The 19,534-nt window shown below is 67.5% G+C and carries 8 protein-coding genes; all 8 read left to right on the top strand.

What is annotated here, in order from left to right; all coding sequences use genetic code 11:
* Window positions 1-295 precede the first annotated feature (295 nt).
* On the top strand, window positions 296-11,290 hold the full coding sequence (locus CY658_RS20625; RefSeq protein WP_101491978.1) for a peroxidase family protein: 10,995 nt from the start codon (window positions 296-298) through the stop codon (window positions 11,288-11,290).
* 41 nt (window positions 11,291-11,331) lie between these two features.
* Window positions 11,332-11,601, top strand: coding sequence for a hypothetical protein (locus CY658_RS20620; RefSeq protein ID WP_101491977.1), 270 nt, complete (start codon window positions 11,332-11,334; stop codon window positions 11,599-11,601).
* Between the two features lie 31 nt (window positions 11,602-11,632).
* Window positions 11,633-13,315, top strand: a complete 1,683-nt coding sequence (locus tag CY658_RS20615) for a type I secretion system permease/ATPase (RefSeq protein ID WP_101491976.1) — start codon at window positions 11,633-11,635, stop codon at window positions 13,313-13,315.
* Between the two features lie 36 nt (window positions 13,316-13,351).
* Window positions 13,352-14,689, top strand: a complete 1,338-nt coding sequence (locus tag CY658_RS20610) for an HlyD family type I secretion periplasmic adaptor subunit (protein ID WP_101491975.1) — start codon at window positions 13,352-13,354, stop codon at window positions 14,687-14,689.
* 34 nt (window positions 14,690-14,723) lie between these two features.
* A complete protein-coding gene (locus tag CY658_RS20605) occupies window positions 14,724-16,508 on the top strand; it encodes a multicopper oxidase family protein (protein ID WP_257884947.1) in 1,785 nt (594 codons plus the stop codon).
* Window positions 16,509-16,537: 29 nt separating this feature from the next.
* Complete coding sequence (locus tag CY658_RS20600) at window positions 16,538-17,191, top strand: SCO family protein (protein WP_101491974.1); 654 nt, start codon at window positions 16,538-16,540, stop codon at window positions 17,189-17,191.
* Window positions 17,192-17,277: 86 nt separating this feature from the next.
* A complete protein-coding gene (locus tag CY658_RS20595; RefSeq protein ID WP_101491973.1) occupies window positions 17,278-18,639 on the top strand; it encodes a TolC family outer membrane protein in 1,362 nt (453 codons plus the stop codon).
* A gap of 111 nt (window positions 18,640-18,750) precedes the next feature.
* Complete coding sequence (locus CY658_RS20590; RefSeq protein ID WP_180839007.1) at window positions 18,751-19,407, top strand: winged helix-turn-helix domain-containing protein; 657 nt, start codon at window positions 18,751-18,753, stop codon at window positions 19,405-19,407.
* The last annotated feature ends 127 nt before the right edge of the window (window positions 19,408-19,534 follow it).

Raw genomic sequence — 19,534 nt, 5'->3', positions numbered from 1 at the left:
TCAAGGTCCGCCTGAGATGCGGGCTTCATCTCCCTGTCGGAATTGCGTCCAGCCGACTTCGCGCAATGCATGTCCTCGACACCGCCCCGTTGCGGTGCCTGAGTGGCCGACGACGAACCTGACAGTTCCCCAGGCGTGACCGCCACCAAGTCACGCACTGCCCCAATCCCTCGCAAAACCCGCGGCTGGTAATTCCAGGCGCGCGGTCACTCCTGAGCCACGCTACATGAGCCTTTTTGCCATGTAGGCGGGATCGGGGCTGCATTGAAAGTCGTTCGTCTTGAGGAGAATAGAAATGGCCACGCTGATCAGATCCGATCTCGAATTCATTCTTCAACAAATTCTCATTGCGGAAGCACAAGCAGCGGGCGCGGACCCCGCGAGCCTGGTCCCGAACACCTTTGCGCCCTTCGGCCTGAGGACGGTCGACGGGTCGTACAACAACCTGATGCCGGGCCAGACCGACTACGGCTCGGCCGACAACCCGTTTCCCCAGCTGGTGACGCAGACCTACAGCAACGAGCAGGACGACGCCTTCGCGGGGATCACCAACACCGACTACGGCAGCGCCGGGAATGTGGTCGATGCCGACCCGCGGCTGATCAGCAACCTGGTCGCCGACATGACCAGCAACAACCCCGCGGCAGTGAGCGCCTTCGTGGCCGCGGGCCTCGGAACGCTCGACGGGGCCGGCGTCCTGTACGACCTGCAGGGCGTCGTCATTCCCCCCGGCACGCTGCTGGAGGTTCCGAACGTCACGCCCGACGAAGGCCTCTCGGCGCCCTTCAACTCATGGTTCACCTTCTTCGGCCAGTTCTTCGACCACGGCCTCGATCTGGTCAACAAGAGCAGCACCGAGATGATCTTCATGCCGCTGCAGCCGGACGACCCATTGTTCAGTACGGCCCCAGGCGCCCCGAATTTCATGATCCTGTCGCGCGCCATACGCGACGAGAACGGCGACCAGACCAACCAGACGACGCCCTTCGTCGACCAGAACCAGACCTACACCTCGCATCCCTCGCACCAGGTATTCCTGCGCGAGTACGTTCTCGACGCCAATGGCCGCCCGGTGGCCACGGGCAACCTTCTCGATGGAACCGACGGTGGTCTTGCCAACTGGGCCCAGGTCAAGGCGCAGGCGCTGATGCTCGGCATCCAGCTCGACGACGCCGACGTGCTGGACCTGCCCCTGCTGGCGACGGACCAGTTCGGCAAGTTCATTCCTGACCCGGTGACCGGCTTCGCGCAGATCGTGCTGCGAGCCGCCGACGTCGGCGGGCCGCTGGACCTGGACGGCAACGGGCTGGCCTCGGGCACGCCCGGTGCGCCCATCGACGCCAGCGTGGGCGTTCGCACCGGCCACGCCTTCCTCAACGACATCGCGCATGCCGCGGCGCCTGTGTTCGTGGGCGGCGTGCTGGCGCCGGACAGCGACTCGGCTGTCGGCCTCTCGGAACCCGGCACCTATGACGACGAACTGCTCGATCGCCACTTCATCACCGGCGACGGTCGCGGCAACGAGAACATCGCCCTGACCTCCGTCCACCACGTCTTCCACTCCGAGCACAACCGGCAGGCGGAAGAGATCAAGGCGACAGTGCTGGCAAGCGGCGACGCCGCGTTCATTGCCTCGTGGCAGCTGCCCGACGGCTCGTGGAACGGTGAGCGCATCTTCCAGGCCGCGCGCTTCGCGACGGAGATGCAGTACCAGCACCTGGTGTTCGAAGAGTTCGCACGCAAGATGCAGCCGAACGTCGATGCCTTCCTGGCCGAAACCAACTACCAGACGACGATCAACCCGGCGATCGTCGCCGAGTTTGCGCATGCCGTCTTCCGCGTCGGCCACACGATGCTGACCGAGACCGTGGACCGGCTGGACCCCAATTTCCTGTCGAGCGATCTCGCGCTCGTCGATGCCTTCCTCAACCCGCTCGGGTTCAACAACGACGGTGCATTGACACCGGAGGAAGCGGCCGGCGCCATCGTGCGCGGCATGACCCGGCAGGTGGGCAACGAGATCGACGAGTTCGTCACCGACGCGGTGCGCAACCAGCTCCTGGGCCTGCCGCTGGACCTCGCTGCCATCAACATCGCGCGCGGCCGGGACACCGGCATTCCGACGCTCAATGAAGCACGCCGGGAGTTCTACGCCTCGACCGCGGACCCGCAGCTGCGGCCCTACACGAGCTGGGTCGATCTCACCCAGCACCTCAAGCACGAGGCCTCCGTCCTCAACTTCATTGCGGCGTACGGCACGCATGCCGCGCTGACAGCCGCCGACGTCGACACGATGGCCGAGAAGCGGGCCGTGGCGGGCTCACTCGTCTTCGGCGGCAGCGTCGTCCTCAACGCAGGGACGGCCAGCGAGCGGACCTTCACCGCGGACGAGGCGGACCGTCTCGCTTTCCTGAACAGCACGGGCGTCTACGCGATGGTCAACGGCATCACCACCACGGGTGTGGATGACATCGACCTGTGGATCGGCGGCCTGGCCGAAGAACAGATGCCCTTCGGCGGCCTGCTCGGTTCGACCTTCAACTTCGTCTTCGAGTCGCAGATGGAGGCGCTGCAGAACGGCGACCGCTTCTACTACCTCTCGCGCCTGGCCGGCATGAACTTCCTCACCGAGCTGGAGAACAACACGTTCGCCAAGCTGGTGATGCTCAACACCGACGCCACGCACCTTCCGGCCGACATCTTCTCGACCCCGGGCCTGATTCTCGAAGTCGACCCGCTGCGCCAGTTCACCGGCATCGGCGTGGACGGCCACGGCGACCCGACCGAAGGCGGCACCGAGCTCATCCCGCTGGTGATCCGTGACGATCCCACGACCGCGGCCGTGGAGACCACCTACCTGCGCTACACGGGCGACGAACACGTCGTGCTCGGCGGCACCGAGGGCAACGACACCCTCATTGCCAGCATCGGCGACGACACGATCTACGGCGATGGCGGCAACGACCGCATCGAGTCCGGCGACGGCAACGACCAGGTCGAAGGCGGCGCGGGCGACGACATCATCACGGACCGCGGCGGCGACGACGTGCTCAAGGGCAACGGCGGCAACGACGTCATCCACGGCGGCAACGGCGCGAACCTGATCATCGGCGGAGACGGCAGCGACTTCATCGTCACCGGCGAGGACGTTTCCGAAGTCTTCGCCGGCCAGGGCAACGACTTCGTCCTGGGCAGCAAGGGCAACCTGCCGACCCTGGGCAACGAGGGCCACGACTGGATCGAGCTGGGCACCCAGGACGGCACCACGGGCGACAGCGCCGATCCGCTCGTGAGAGACGGCGTCATCGGCAACGACGTGCTGATCTCCGGCGGCGGCTTCGACGAGCTGATCGGCGAAGGCGGCGACGACATCTTCACCGGCTCCGACGGCGAAGACCACTTCGACGGCGGCTCCGGTTTCGACTGGGCCAACTACAAGTTCGACAAGTACGGCGTGACCGCCGACATGATCGTCAACGACTTCGTGGTGCCCCCGGTGGTCAACTCGAACGCCGCGATGATGGACCGCTTCGCCTTCACCGAAGGCCTGTCGGGCTCGGCCTTCGCCGACTTCCTGCGCGGCGACGACGCCGACGCCGCCGAGATCCTGGAGGCCGGCTGGACCGGCAGCGTGCTCACCAACATCGCGCTGATCGACGGCCTGCAAGGCCTGCTGCCCGCGGGCATGACCTCGTTCGGCGAGGGCAACATCATCCTCGGCGGCGACGGCAGCGACCTCATCGAGGGCCGCGGCGGCAACGACATCATCGATGGCGACGCCTGGCTCAACGTGCGCATCGCCGTCTCGGGCGTGCCCGGCCTCACCAGCGTCGACAGCCTGAAGGAGCTGGTGCCGCGCATGCTCTCGGGCGAGATCAACCCGACCCAGCTCAGCATCGTGCGCGAGATCCTGATGTCCGATGGGACCGACTACGACACGGCGATGTTCTCCGGGCCGCGCGCCAACTACACCGTCACCACCGGCACCGATGGGCGCACCATCGTGACCGACAACGTCGGCACCGACGGCACCGACACCCTGCGCAACATCGAGCGGCTGCAGTTCTCCGACGCCGTCCAGCTGCTGTCCGGCAGCAACAACGCACCGGGCGGCTCGGTCACGATCAGCGACGACACGCCGCAGATCAACCAGCTCCTGAGCGTGTCGGCCGCCCTCACCGATGCCGACAATCCCGGCGGCACGGTCACCGGACCGATCAGCTACACGTGGCAGTACGAGGCCGACCCGACGCGCGCGCCGGGCGTCTTCCGCGACATCATCGACCTGGGCGGCGGCCAGCCTGCCACGGTGAACGGCACGACCTTCCGGGTCACCGCGCCCTTCGACGGCCTGGCGATCCGGGTGCGGGCCGTCTACCGCGATGCCGACGGTGTGCTGGAAACCGTGTACTCCACGCCCACCGCCGCCGTCACCGGCGTGGCCACCGTCGTACCGCCAGCGCCACCGCCCTCCTCCGCGCTGGTCGACAGCGCGGGCGTTCGCTTCCTCCAGTCGGACCTCCAGTTCATCCTGGAGCAGATCAAGATCTCGGAGCGGCATGCGAGCGGCGAGGCGCTGACCGACATCCTGGACAACGCGCGCGCGCCGCTCGGCCTGCGCACGGTGGACGGCTCCTACAACAACCTGGTGCAGGGCCAGTCCGGATACGGCGCCGCAGACCAGCTGTTCCCGCGCCTGGTCGATCCGGTGTTCCTCAACGACCAGGACGGCGACACCATCAACCTCGGCCCGGGGACCACGCTCACCAACACCGACTACGGCACCAGCGGCCATGTGGTCGATGCCGATCCTCGCATCATCAGCAACCTGATCGTCGACATGACGAGCAACAACCCGGCCGCGGTGAGCGCGTTCGTCGACGCGGGCCTGGGCACGCTGGTGGACGGCGTTCTGTACGACCTGGACGGCGTGGCGATTCCCGTCGGCACCCTGCTGGTCATTCCGAACACCGCGCCGGACGAAGGCCTGTCGGCGCCGTTCAACGCCTTCATGACCTTCTTCGGCCAGTTCTTCGACCATGGCCTGGACCTCGTGGCCAAGGGCGGCAACGGCACCATCTTCGTCCCGCTGCAGCCCGACGATCCGCTCTATGTGCCGGGCGGCAACAGCAACTTCCTGGTGCTGACGCGCGCCACCCAGGTGGCCGGCCCCGGTGAGGACGGCGTCATGGGCACCGCGGACGACACCACGCACGAGGCCACGAACCTCACGACGCCTTTCATCGACCAGAACCAGACCTACACGTCGCATTCCTCGCACCAGGTCTTCCTGCGTTCCTACGAGCTCAACGCCGAAGGCAAGCCGGTCGCCACCGGGCGGCTGATCACCAACCGCGACCTCGGCGCCGACGGCATCTTCGGCACGGCCGACGACATCGAACTGGGTGGCATGGCCACCTGGGCGGTGGTCAAGGCGCAGGCGCGCGATCTGCTGGGCATTGCGCTGGACGATGCCGACGCGCTCAACCTGCCGCTGCTGGCGGCCGACGAGTACGGCAACTTCATTCCCGACCCGGTGACCGGCTTCGCGCAGATCGTGCTGCAGGCCGGCGGCACGCTGGCCTCGGGCTCGCCGGGCACGCCGATCGATGCGAGCCTGGCCGTGCGCACGGGCCATGTGTTCCTGGCCGACATCGCGCACACCGCCAACCCGGTGAACAGCCAGGGCGTTGCGCTGGCGCCGGACACCGACGACATCACCGGCGGCACACCGGCCGCGGGCTTCTACGACGACGAACTGCTCGACGCGCACTACATCGCCGGCGATGGCCGGGTCAACGAGAACATCGCGCTGACCAGCATTCACCATGTGTTCCACGCGGAGCACAACCGGCTGGTCGAACACACCAAGGCCGTGATCATGGCCTCGGGCGACGCGGCCTTCATTGCCGAATGGCACCTGCCCGACGGCTCGTGGGACGGCGAGCGCCTGTTCCAGGCGGCCCGCTTCGGCACCGAGATGCAGTACCAGCACCTGGTGTTCGAGGAGTTCGCGCGCAAGGTGCAGCCGCAGATCGACATCTTCTTTGCCGCCACGCAGGTCTACGACACCGAGATCGACCCGTCGATCGTCGCCGAGTTCGCGCACACCGTGTACCGCTTCGGCCATTCGATGCTGACGGAAACGGTCGACCGCTTCGACGCCGACTTCAACGTGATCGGCGGCACGCCCGACCCGACCCAGCAGCTCGGGCTGATCGAGGCCTTCCTCAATCCGCTCGCGTTCGCAGCCAGCGGCATCACGGCGGAAGAAGCTGCCGGCGCCCTGGCGCGCGGCCTCACGCGCCAGCAAGGCAACGAGATCGACGAGTTCGTGACCGAGGCCCTGCGCAACAACCTGCTGGGCCTGCCGCTCGACCTGGCGACGATCAACATCGTGCGCGGACGCGACACCGGCGTGCCGACACTCAACGCCGCGCGACGCGACTTCTACGGCGTGACCGGCGACAGCCAGCTCAAGCCCTACGCGAACTGGGTCGACTTCATGGAGCACATCAAGCATGAAGCCTCGGTGGTCAACTTCATTGCGGCCTACGGCGTGCACGCCAGCCTGGCCGCGGCCGACACCCTGGCCGAGAAGCGCGCGGCGGCGGTGGCGCTGGTCTACGGCGGCATCGGTGCGCCGGAAGACCGGCTCGACTTCCTGTACGGGCGCAATGCCTACGCCGACCAGGCCGGCATCACGACCACCGGCGTCGACGACATCGACCTGTGGATCGGCGGCCTGGCCGAAAAGCAGATGCCGTTCGGCGGGCTGCTCGGCTCGACCTTCAACTTCGTCTTCGAGGAGCAGATGGAGAAGCTCCAGGACGGCGACCGCTTCTACTACCTGGAGCGCACGCAGGGCCTGAACTTCCTCACCGAGCTGGAGAACAACTCCTTCGCCCGCCTGGTGATGGCCAACACCGACGTCGAGCACCTGCCCGGCGACATCTTCACGGCGCCGGGATACACGCTGGAGGTGGATTCGTCCCGGCAGTTCACGGGTCTGGGGCTCGACGGGCGCGACGATCCGACGGGTGAAGGCAGCCTCACGCCGGTGGTGCTGCGCAACAACCCGGGCACCGACGCGGCCGACGCCAACTACCTGCATTACAGCGGCGAGGACCACGTCGTGCTGGGCGGCACCGCGGGCAACGACACCATCATCTCCAGCCTGGGCGACGACACGCTCTGGGGCGACGCCGGCAATGACCGGCTCGAAGGCGGCGATGGCAACGACTTCGTCTTCGGCGGGGCCGGCGACGACATCATGACGGACCTGGGTGGCGACGACAACATGCAGGGCGGCGACGGCAACGACGCCATCCACGGCGGCAACGGCATCAACCTGATCCTGGGTGGCCACGGCAACGACTTCATCGTCACCGGCGAAGACCCGTCCGAGGCGTTCGGCGGCACGGGCAACGACTTCATCCTCGGGGCCCGGGCCAACGAGTTCGTCTTCGGCAACGAGGGCGACGACTGGATCGAGCACGGCATGGCCGACGGCAGCGCCGGCGAGAACTTCGACGCCTTCGGCCGCGACCAGGTGGTGGGCCACGACGTCTTCATCGGCAACTCGATCTCCGACCGGATGGACGGCGAAGGCGGCGACGACATCATGTTCGGCAACGGCGGACAGGTGGACCGCTACGAAGGAGGCTCCGGCTTCGACTGGGCCGGCTTCAAGGACGATGCCTTCGGCGTCACGGCCGACCTGTTCCTGCGCGCCTTCGACGAAACGCCCGTGCCGATCTCGAATGCGACCGTGCTGGCGCGGTTCACCTCGATCGAGGGCATGTCGGGCTCGGCGCATGCCGACGTCCTGCGCGGCGACGACAACGATCCGGCCGCCATGGCGCTTTCGGGCACCACCGGCAGCGTGCTGACCCACATCGAACTCATCGACGGCCTGCAGGAGCTTCTGGACGAGGTGCTCGGGGTCGGCATGGAGATGGACGGGCCGGTGACTTCGTTCGCCGGCAACATCATCCTGGGCGGCGGCGGCAGCGACCTGCTGGAGGGCCGCGGCGGCAACGACATCATCGACGGCGATGCCTGGCTGAACGCGCGCATCAGCGTGCGGGAGAACGCCGACGGCACCGGCGCCGAGATCGCGAGCTACGACACCATGACCGACCTGGCGCTGCAGCGGCTGGTCTTCAACGGCACCTACAACCCGGGGCAACTCACCATTGCCCGTGAGATCCTGATGTCGGACGGGCCGGACTTCGACACGGCCGTTTTCTCGGACGTGTTCGGCAACTACGAGATCACCTTCCTCGAGAACGATGTCTGGCGCGTCAGCCATGTCGTGGACGGCGTGGCCGGCTCCGACGGCATCGACGTGGTGCGAAACATCGAGCGCCTGCAGTTCTCCGATGGTGCGGCGTTCATTGCGGAAGAAGGCTTCAACTTCGACCCCGAAGGCCAGCTGACGATCAGTGACACCACGCCCACCCTGGGCGCGACGCTCACCGTGTCGGCCCTGGGCGTGACCGATCCGGACAACGTCAGCGCGACCAACCCCGACGGCGCGATCACCGGCCCCATCGCCTACTACTGGCAGGCCGAGGTTCGCCCCGGCATCTTCGAGGACATCCTGATCGAGAACGCCGGCGGCGAGGTGGCCCGGGCCACCGGCACGAGCTTCACGCCGCGCACCTTCGAGTCCGGCCTGGCACTGCGCGTGCGGGCGGTCTACAAGGATGCCAACGACGTGCTGGAGAACGTGTACTCCGCCGCCACCGCGCCGCTGGCCCTCAACGCCGCAGCCACCGGACAGCCGACGATCAGCGACACCACGCCGACCGAAGGCCAGACCCTCACGGCATCGACCCTCGGCATCAGCGACGTGGACGGGCTGACGGGGGCCGTCTTCAGCTACCAATGGGAACAGGCCGTCAACACGGGCGTCGGCGGCGGCGGCGCCGGGTTCACGCCCATCGCGGGCGCCACCCTGGCGACCTTCACGCCGGGCGCCGGCCAGGTCAACCGCGAACTGCGCCTGACGGTGAGCTTCACGGACGATGCGGGCGCGCTCGAAACGGTGAGCTCCGCAGCCACCGTGGTCACGGGCGACTTCATCGCGGCCAACAACGCCGCCCAGGTCCTCACGGGCACTGAAGGCCAGGACGTGATCTTCGGCGGCGGCGGCGCGGATGCCATCAATGGCCTCGGCCAGGACGACCTCATCGACGGCGGCGCAGGCAGCGACAGCATCGTGGCCGGCGCCGGCAACGACACCATCAACTACACGATGGGCGAAGGCACGGACACCGTCGACGGCGGCGCGGGGCTGGACACCCTGAACGTCATCGGAACGGCCGGGGCCGACGCGCTGGCGGTGAGCTACAACGGCACCGCGCTCACGGTGGTGGCCGGGGGCACGGTGAGCAATGTCGAATCGGTCACGGCCGATCTGCAGCTCGGCGTCGACACGCTGACCTACACCAGCGCCGCCGCCATCTCGGTGAACCTCACGGCCGGAACGGCCTCGGGCTTCGCCTCGATCGCCGGCATCGAGAACGTGACGACAGGCGATGGCGCCGACGTGCTCGTGGGCAATGCGCTGGCCAACGTGCTCAACGGCGGCGGCGGCAACGACCGCTTCGTCGCGACGGTGAACGACGGCAACGACAGCTACGCCGGTGGCGGCGGCGTCGACACGCTCGACCTGTCCGCGATTACTGCGGGCGTGACGATCACCCCGACGACTGCCACGGGCGCGCAGACGGGCACCGATGCACTCTCTGCCATCGAGAACTTCATCGGCAGCCAGGGCGCTGACAGCATCGTCGTCAACGGCGGTGCGAACGTGATCGACGGCCAGGGCGGCAACGATGTCATCGACGCCGGCGGCGGCAACGACACCGTGACCGGTGGCGAGGGCAACGACACGCTCACCGGCGGCGCCGGCAACGACACGGTCGATGGCGGTGCGGGAGACGACCTCTTCCACTACATCATCGGCGACGGCGCGGACACGATCAACGGCGGCGCGGGCGCCAACGACCGGCTGACCATCGCCGGCACGGCGCTGGGCCAGACGCTCGCGGTGGTCCTGGCGGGCACGGCGATCGCGTCCCTGGCGGGCGGCACCGTCACCGGCATCGAGGCGGTCACGGCCGACCTCCAGGGCGGCGCCGATACCCTGACTTACGGCGCCACGACCACGGCCGTCACCGTGAACCTGGCCACCGGCACGGCCACGGGATTCGAATCGGTGGCGAACATCGAGAACGTGACCGGAGGCGCCGGCAACGACACGCTGACGGGCAACACCGGTGCCAACGCGATGAATGGCGGCGGCGGCAACGACCGCTTCGTCGCGACGATCGGCGACGGCAACGACAGCTATGTCGGCGGAGCCGGCGTGGACACCTACGACCTGTCGGCCACCACGGCCGGCGCGACGGTGACGGTCAACCTCGCCACGAGCGCGCAGATCGGCACCGACACGCTCAACACGATGGAGAACATCATCGGCAGCCAGGGCAACGACACCATCGTCGTCAACGGCGGCGCGAACTTCATCGACGGCCAGGGCGGCAACGACACCATCAGTGCGGGAGGCGGCGACGACATCGTGCTGGGTGGCTCGGGCAACGACACCATCAACGGCCAGGCGGGCGACGACAGGCTCACCGGTGGGCTGGACAGCGACACGGTGAACGGCGATGTGGGCGACGACACCTTTATCGCCACGGTGGGCGACAGCAACGACAGCTATTCCGGCGGCCTCGGCACCGACACCTACGACCTGTCCGCTACCTCGGCCGGCGCGACGGTCACGCCGACCTCCGCCACCAGCGCCGAGACCGGCACCGACACGCTGAACTCGGTGGAGAACGTGATCGGCAGCCAGGGCAACGACAGCATCACCTTCGCGCCCGTGGCCCTCCTGAATGCCGCGAACGTGGTGGATGGCGCCGGCGGCAACGACACCCTCAACACCGGGGCGGGCGCAGACCGGCTGACCGGCGGCACGGGCAACGACACCATGGACGGCGGAACGGGGAACGACGTCTTCGTGTTCGCGGCGGGGTTCGGCAACGACACGATCCTCGGCTTCGATGCCAGCGGGAACCTGCTCAACGGGCAGGACCGGCTCGACATCTCCGCGATGGGGATCAACGCGGGCAACTTTGCCGCCAACGTGTCCATCACCGACCTGGGGGCCAACACGCTGATCGAGTTCGACGGCCTGGAAAGCATCCTGATGATGGGTGTGAACGGGGTCGGCACGAACACCATCACGCAGGCCGATTTCGTGCTGTCGGCATGAGCGCCGCCGACGTTTCAACAACCTCGATCACGGAGAAAGACATGGACGAGAAAAACAACGCAAGCCCGCAGCAGGCCCCTCGCTCCATCTCCGACCCGCGCGAGGTCGCGACGTTGGTCATGTCGCGCATCGGCATGGTCAACGCCAAGAAGGACGAGCTGAGCGTCGCCATCCAGAGCCTGTGCGATGCGACGCAGCAGCTCTCGCGCGCCTACTCGGCGCAGATGGTGACCATCGAGCGGCTCGTGCGGCGGGTGAAGTCGCTGGAAGCTGCGGCACAGGCCGCGGCGCAAGACCAGCGGGTCAACTGAGCAACGCCCCATAGAACCACAGGAGACGCACATGAAAACCCTGTGGATGGAACTGCGACCGCTGCTGCTCTACATCGCGGCGTTCTCCTTCTTCATCAACCTGCTGTTCCTGGTGCCCGCATTCTTCACCTTGCAGGTGTTCGACCGGGTCATCTCGACCAGCAGCCATGAAACGCTGCTGGTGCTGCTCGGCGGGACCGGCGTGGCGCTGCTGATCCTGTTGCTGCTGGACTATGTGCGGACCCGGCTGCAGAACGTGGTGGGCATCATGGTGGACGAGCGGCTCTCCCCGCCGGTGGTCTGCGCCATCGTGGAGCGCGCCGCCCGCACCCCGACCGGCATGCGCACGGAAGGCATCCGCGATGTGGCGGCGCTGCGCGCCGTGTTTTCCGCCAACGGCCTGATCGCGGTGTTCGATGCGCCGTGGGTGTTCGTGTACGTGTTCGTGATCTGGATGTTCCACCCCGCGCTCGGCCTGGGTGCTGCGTTCTCCGCCGTCCTCATGCTGGGCCTGGCCTGGCTCAACGACCGCATCAGCCGCCGGTCGCTGGAGAACCTGCAGAACGAAGGACGCCGCGCGGCGCAGTACGTCGAGAGTTCGCTGCGCAACGCCGAAGTGCTGCAGGCCCTGGGAATGACCAAGCGCCTGCTGGTGCGCTGGAGGGCCTTGCAGGACCAGATCGCCACCATGCAGACCAGCGCCAGCCGCAGCACCGTGGCGTTCACCGCCGGGACCAAGGCCGCGCGCCAGGCCATCCAGATTCTCATGCTGGCCCTGGGCGCCTACCTGGTGCTGAGCCAGCAGGCCTCCGCCGGCGTGATGATCGCCACCAGCATCCTGCTGGGCCGCGCCGTGCAGCCGGTGGAGCAGCTCGTGGGCAGCTGGCGCACGCTGATCGAAGCGCGGTCTGCCTACGGACGCCTGCAGGAACTGTCGAAAGACTTCGAGCGCAGCGAGCCGCATGTCACCATGCCGCGCCCCGAAGGGCGCCTGAGCGCGGAGAACATCTCGTACCGCGCGCCCGGCTCGGACACCCAGGTGCTCTCGAACATCGTCTTCTCCCTGGCGCCGGGCGAGGCCCTGGCCATCGTCGGCCCGAGCGCGGCCGGCAAGTCGACCCTCGCGCGCGTGCTCACGGGCGTGTGGCGCCCCAGCAGCGGCAGGGTCCGCCTGGACGGCGCCGACGTGTCGTACTGGCCGCGCGAAGAGCTGGGTCCCTACATCGGCTACGTGCCCCAGGACGTCGAGCTGTTCGACGGCAGCGTGGCCGACAACATCGCGCGTCTGGACAAGGTGGACTCCGAAGCGGTGGTTGCCGCCGCCCTGCGCGCCAACGCGCACGAGATGATCCTGACCCTCCCGAAGGGCTACGACACGCCGGTGGGCGAACACGGCTCGCGGCTGTCTCCGGGCCAGCGCCAGCGCATCGCGCTCGCCCGTGCGCTGTATGGGAACCCGCAGCTGGTGATCCTGGACGAGCCGAACTCCAACCTGGACGGCGCGGGAGAAGTCGCGCTCGCCCAGGCGATGAGCGGCCTGCGCCAGGCCGGCGTGACCTCGGTCGTGGTCACCCATCGCCCGTCGCTGATCGCCCACGTCGACAAGATCCTGGTGCTCGCCGCAGGCCGCATCCAGCAGTTCGGCCCGGCGAGCGAGGTGATGCGGGACATGCAGCGCCAGGCCCAGGCGATCGTGGACCAGAAGGCCGCCTGAGCGCCGCGCCACCGTTGCGAACAAGGACCCTGCACCATGAGCACCGCCACACTCCCGATGCCGCCCGTTGCCGCCCCACGCAGCAGCCGGGAGCATGCGCGACGCCTCGCGCGCAGCGGATGCTGGGTCATCCTCGGCGCGATCCTGCCCCTGGGCCTGTGGATGGGTTTCGCCCCGCTCTCGATGGCGGTGGTGGCCCCCGCGTTCGTCAAGGTGGACCTCAATCGCCGTCCGGTGCAGCACCTGGAAGGCGGCACCGTGCGCGAAGTCATGGTGCGCGACGGCCAGCATGTGAAGGCCGGCGATCCGATCCTGGTCCTGGGCGACGTGCGCGTGGACGCCGACCGCAATCGCCTGAGCTATCGCGTCCATCTGGAGCGCGCCATGCTCGTGCGCCTGGAGGCTGAGCAGGCCGTCGCCAAGACGCTCGCCTTCCCCGAAGACCTGCTGCGCGCGGCCAAGCAGGACGATCGCATCGGCCAGGCCCTGCTCAAGGAAACGGCGTTGTTCCAGGCCCAGCGCCATTCGCTGGACAGCGCAGCGACGCTCATGAGAACGCAGCGCGATCGCGTGCACCAGGAAATCGTCGCCGTGCACGCGCAGATCGCGCAGGCGCAGAACTCGCTCGCCCTGCAGCGGCAAGACCTGGAGGCCAACCGCGGGCTGATCCAGGAAGGGTTCATTTCGTCGAGCCGGATCTCCCAGCTCGAATCGGTGGTGATGGAGTACGCGGCCAAGCTCGAAGAGCGGCGCACGGAACTGGCGCGTGCCGCCCAGCGCCTGGTGGAGATCGACCTGAAGATCCAGTCGATCCGCAACGACTACGTGAAGGCCGCGAGCGACCAGCTCAAGGCCACCACCCAGCGCCTGGGCGAGATCGAACAGGAGCAGCGCAAGTCGAACGACGCGGCGCAGCGGCAGGTTGTCGTGGCCCCGGCCAGCGGCGAAGTGATCGACCTCAAGTTCACCTCGCCCGGCGCGGTGGTCGGGCCCGGAGAGGCGATTGCGGACATCGTGCCCAGCGACGCCCAGCTGATGATCGAGGCGCGCATTCGCCCGGAAGACATCAGCAACGTGCACCTCAACCAGCATGCGCGGGTGAAGTTCACCGCCTTCAAGTACCGCAACACGTCGATGGTCACGGGCAAGGTGACCTATGTCGCCGGCGACCGGCTGATCGAACGCCAGACCAACCTGCCCTACTACAGCGTGATGATCCTGGCCGACGCCGAGTCGCTCAGGGCCATCGGCGACTTCAAGCTCCAGGCGGGCATGCCCGCCGAGGTCTATATCGCGGGCGTCTCGCAGACCGCGCTTCAGTACGTCATCGAGCCCATCACCTCCACCATCCGCCGATCGGGACGGCAGATGTAGCGGAGCTGTTCTTTGTCAACGAGGGGAATACATCATGCGCAAGGATTCCAATCTCCACGAGCCCGTGACGCCTGCCGCCAGCAGCAAGCGACGCACGTTCCTGAAGGCCTCGCTGGCAGCCACGGCAGCCCCCATGGTCCTGACCGCGGGCAAGACCCGCGCACAGCCCACGCCGCTGCCGCCCAGCCCGCCGACGACACCCTGGGTCGAGGACCTGCCCAACCAGGTCACGCCGCTCGCGCCGCTCGCCACGCTGACCCCGGCCCCGACCCTCAACGCGAACATCGCAGGCGGCGAGTGCGGGCGTGCACCGCACCAGCGCTACGCGGAACTGACCGTGCCCGGCAAGGCCGGCACGCCGCTGCTGTACCAGCTGACGGCCAAGGAGAACCCGGCGTGGCTGTTCAACGGCAACAACCCCTACTACCCCCCGCAGCCCATCTGGGGCTATGAAGGCAACACGCCGGGTGTGATCACGCCGGGCCCCACGATCCACGCGCGCTACGGGCAGTCGGTCATCTGCCGCATCCGCAACCAGCTGCCGCAGAACCACACCGGATTCGGCTCGCCCGAGATCAGCACGCACCTGCACAACATGCACACGCCGGCGGAGAGCGATGGCTACGCGAGCGATTTCTACAGCGCCGTCCAGGGCGGCGTGACGCTGACCGCGCCGGGGACCTTCAACGATCACTTCTATCCCAACCTCTACGCCGGCTTCGACGAGTTCGGAGGCCTCGGCGATTCGCGCGAAGCGCTGGGGTCGCTCTTCTATCACGACCACACGGAAGGCGTGACGGCACCGAACGTGCTGAAGGGCATGTTCGGACGCTACATGGTCTTCGACGCGCTCGACACCGGCGACGAGACCACGGGGTTGCGGCTGCCCAGCGGCGCCTACGACTACCCGCTGAGCTTCTCGGACAAGCGATTCGACTCGGGCGGCCGCCTGACCTTCGACGAACTCAATCCCGAGGGCGTGCTGGGCGACAAGATCGTGGTCAACGGCAAGATCGAACCGGTGCTGCGCGTCGCACGCCGCAAGTACCGGCTGCGGCTGCTGAACGTCGGGCCTTCGCGCTTCTACGAGTTCGTGCTGCAGAACACGGGCGGCACCACCGTGTACCCGTACACCCAGATCGCCAGCGACGGCAACCTGCTGCCGGCACCGATCGTGAACCAGCTGAGGGTGCGGATCGCCCCGGCCGAGCGCGCGGACATCGTGGTGGACTTCTCGCGCTTCCCGCTGAACACCACGCTCTACCTCGTCAACCAGCTCACGCAGGTCGACACCCGCAAGCCCGGCCTGGTGCAATCGCCGGGCACGCGCGTGCTCAAGTTCATCGTCGATCGCCAGCCCCCGACACCCGACCTGAGCGTGGTGCCGAGCGTGCTGCGTCCGCTGCGCGACCTGCCCAGTGCCAGCGAACTCGCCGCCCTACCGGTTCGCTCCTGGGTATTCCAACGCAACAGCGGCATGTGGAACGTCAACGGGCTGTTCTTCGATTCGCTCACGGCCAGAGCCAGGGTCACCAAGGGCACCGCCGAAATCTGGGAGTTCATCAACCCCGACAACGGCTGGCAGCACCCGATCCACGTGCACTTCGAAGAAGGACGGATTCTCAGCAAGAGCGTCAACGGCGTGAGCCAGCCCATTCCCGTGAACGAGCGCGGACGCAAGGACGTCTACGTCATCGGCGAACTCATGACCGTGCGGGTGCTCGTGCGCTTCCGCGACTTCTCGGGCAAGTACCTGATGCACTGCCACAACCTCACCCACGAGGACCACTCGATGATGGTTCGCTTCGACATAGTTTGAAGCACGCCGATGACTTTCAGGAGACTCTCATGAACCACCGCAGACACCTGTTCGCCGGACTGGGCGCCGCTTCCTTGTATGCGTTCGGCCTGCCCGCCTCCGCCGAGACCCTGGCAACGGCCACACGCCCGGGACGTCGCATGCCGAACGTCGAACTGAAGACCCACACCGGGGCGACGGTGAACTTCTACGACGACCTGGTACGCGGAAAGATCGTCGCCATCAACATGATGTACGCGGACTGCGAAGGCATCTGTCCGCTCATGACCAACAACCTCCTGCGCGTGCAGGAGCGCCTGGCCCATCGGGTGGGCAAGGACATCTTCATGTACTCGATCACCATCCGCCCGGAGGTCGACACCGTGGAGCACCTGGCCGACTACGCCGAGATGCACAGCGTCAACCCGGGCTGGCTTTTCCTGACCGGGAGCCGGCGCAGCATCGACCTCGTGCGTTTTGCCCTGGGCTTCTACGACCCGGACCCGAAGATCGACAAGGAGCTCAATCGCCATACCGGCATGGTGCGCATCGGCAACGACGCCTATGACCGCTGGTCGATGGCCCCGGCGCTGGCGGCACCTGAGCAGATCGTGAGCGCCATCCTGCATGTCGACCGCAGCCCGGCCGCGATTCGCCGCGCAGGCAGCACCACTTCGCCGGCCGACCATCGGAGCACGGTCTGAACCCACGCCTGCGCCGACCCCCACCCGGTGGACGGGGCTCACGGGCACCTTCCACCGGGAAGCATCTCGTTCCGCCATGGGGCGTCGTGCTCGCAGCGATCCTCGCGCTACCCGTCCACGGCCAGAGCCTGGTCGAGATCTACACGTCGGCGCGCGGCTACGACGCCACCTACCAGGGCGCGCGGGCCCAGTACGAGGCCACCCTGGCGCGTGCCGCGCAGGCCAAGGCCGGCATCCTGCCCACCGTCGGCCTGTCGGCCGGTGCCTCGCACACCCGGCAGGACCTCTCGACGGAAGGCAGCGCGACGACGCGCGGGTTCAACACCCAGAGCGTCGGCATCAACGCCACGCAGCCGCTGTACCGCCCCGCCAACTGGGCCACCTACGAACAGGGCCAACGCCAGGCCGAGGTGGCGCAGGCCGTGCTCACCATCGCCGAACAGGACCTCATCGTGCGCGTGAGCCAGGCGTATTTCGACGTGCTCGCCAGCCAGGACAGCCTGGCCCTGGTGCGCGCGCAGAAGGTCGCCGTGGCCGAGCAGCTGGCATCGGCCAAGCGCAACTTCGAAGTCGGCACCACCACCATCACCGACGCGCGCGAAGCGCAGGCCCGTTACGACCTGGTGATTGCGCAGGAGATCGCCGCCGAGAACGACCTGCAGGTGAAGAAGATCGTGCTCGACCAACTCGTCGGCAGCACCGGCAGCGTGCCCGTGCCGCTGGCGGCGCCCGTGGTGCTGCCCCCGCTCGCGCCCGCCGACATCGAGGTCTGGACCTCGCACGCGGATGCCGCACACCCTGCGATCCAGCAGGCCCGGCTGGGCCTGGACGTGGCCGGGCTCGAGGTGCAGAAGGCGCAGGCCGGTCACCTGCCCACGCTCGATGCGACCCTGGGCTACAACGTCACGAACAACCCCCAGGGCACCAGCACCACGCCGGGCCGCTCGCGGATCAAGGCCCTCACCGTGGGCGTCGCGCTCAACCTGCCCTTGTTTGCCGGCTACGCGATCGAGAACCGCGTCAGGGAAATGCTGGCGCTCGAAGACCAGTCGCGCAGCGTGCTCGAGGCCACGCGCCGCAGCGTCGCGCAGGCCACCCGCGCCACCTACCTGGGACTGGTGTCGGCAGCCGGCCAGGTGAAAGCGCTGGAAGCCGCCGAGGTCTCCAGCCAGATCGCACTGGAGGCCAATCGCATGGGCTACCAGGTGGGCGTGCGCATCAACATCGACGTGCTCAATGCGCAGAGCCAGCTCTTCCAGACCAAGCGCGACCTGGCGGTGGCGCGCTATTCGGTGCTGCTCGGCAATCTCAAGCTGCGGCAGGCCAACGGCACGCTGCTGCCCGAGGACCTGAACGCCATCGATGCCGCGCTTGCGACCCACGGTCGCACCCCGGTTGACAGTGCGGCGCCCGTCTCCGTGTCCAAGAGAACGCCGGCTCGCCCATGACGAAGCGAATGTTCTTCCGAAAGACCGGCTGAAAGGGGCATGCCATGGCACGTACCGACCGCACCAGTGACTGCTTGCGGCCATGACGATGCCGAACATGCAGGTGACGCCATGCGACTGCTTCTGGTTCAGGATCGCGCACGGGTCGACGACGGCCTGTTCACCCACTTGCGCAAGGACGGCTTCCTGATCGACAGCGTCGATCGCCTCGGCGACATCGATATGCTGGAGAACGAGTCCTACGACGTACTGCTCGTCTGCTCGCAGTTGCCCGACGGATCGGGACTCGACTGGGTCCGGTCGTTGCGGCTGCAGCACATCACGACACCGGTCCTGATGCTGATGGTGGGAGCACCTCGCCCGACCGCACTCGCCGAGGCCCTCGGCGCGGGCGCGAACGACTTCGTGCTGATGCCGTGCCGCCCCGAGCTGGTGGCCGAACGGGTGCGGGCCCTGCGTTGCCGCGCCGCCGGCCTGGCAACGCCGCGTGTGCGCTGCGGCGACGTCGAGTTCGACCTGGGCAACCGGACGACGGTCCGCTGCGGCATGCCTGTCGCGCTGACCGAGCGGGAATGGAACCTGGTGGAGGCACTCGCGCTGCGATTCGATCACACGGTCCCCAAGGCCCAGGTGGAATTGCTGGTGCAGGGGATTCATGGCGCCCCAACAAGCAACGCCCTGGAAGTGCACCTGTCCAACGTGCGGCGCAAGCTCGGGCGACAGATCATCCGGACGATCCGCGGGGTCGGCTACCGCCTGAATACCTGAGCCCGGCGTCTTCAGACTCGTAAGCGTGCCGCACACAAGATAGCAACCTTAAGACGTGCGGCTGGCCAGAATCCGATCACTCGCAGAGCCCCATCACCCACCGATGGCGCCACCACTGTCGCAGCGT

This window comes from Variovorax sp. RO1, assembly GCF_002849325.1.
Lineage (GTDB): Bacteria > Pseudomonadota > Gammaproteobacteria > Burkholderiales > Burkholderiaceae_C > Variovorax.
Note: the sequence above shows the minus strand (reverse complement) of the source record. Positions and strands in the feature narration are given on the sequence as shown.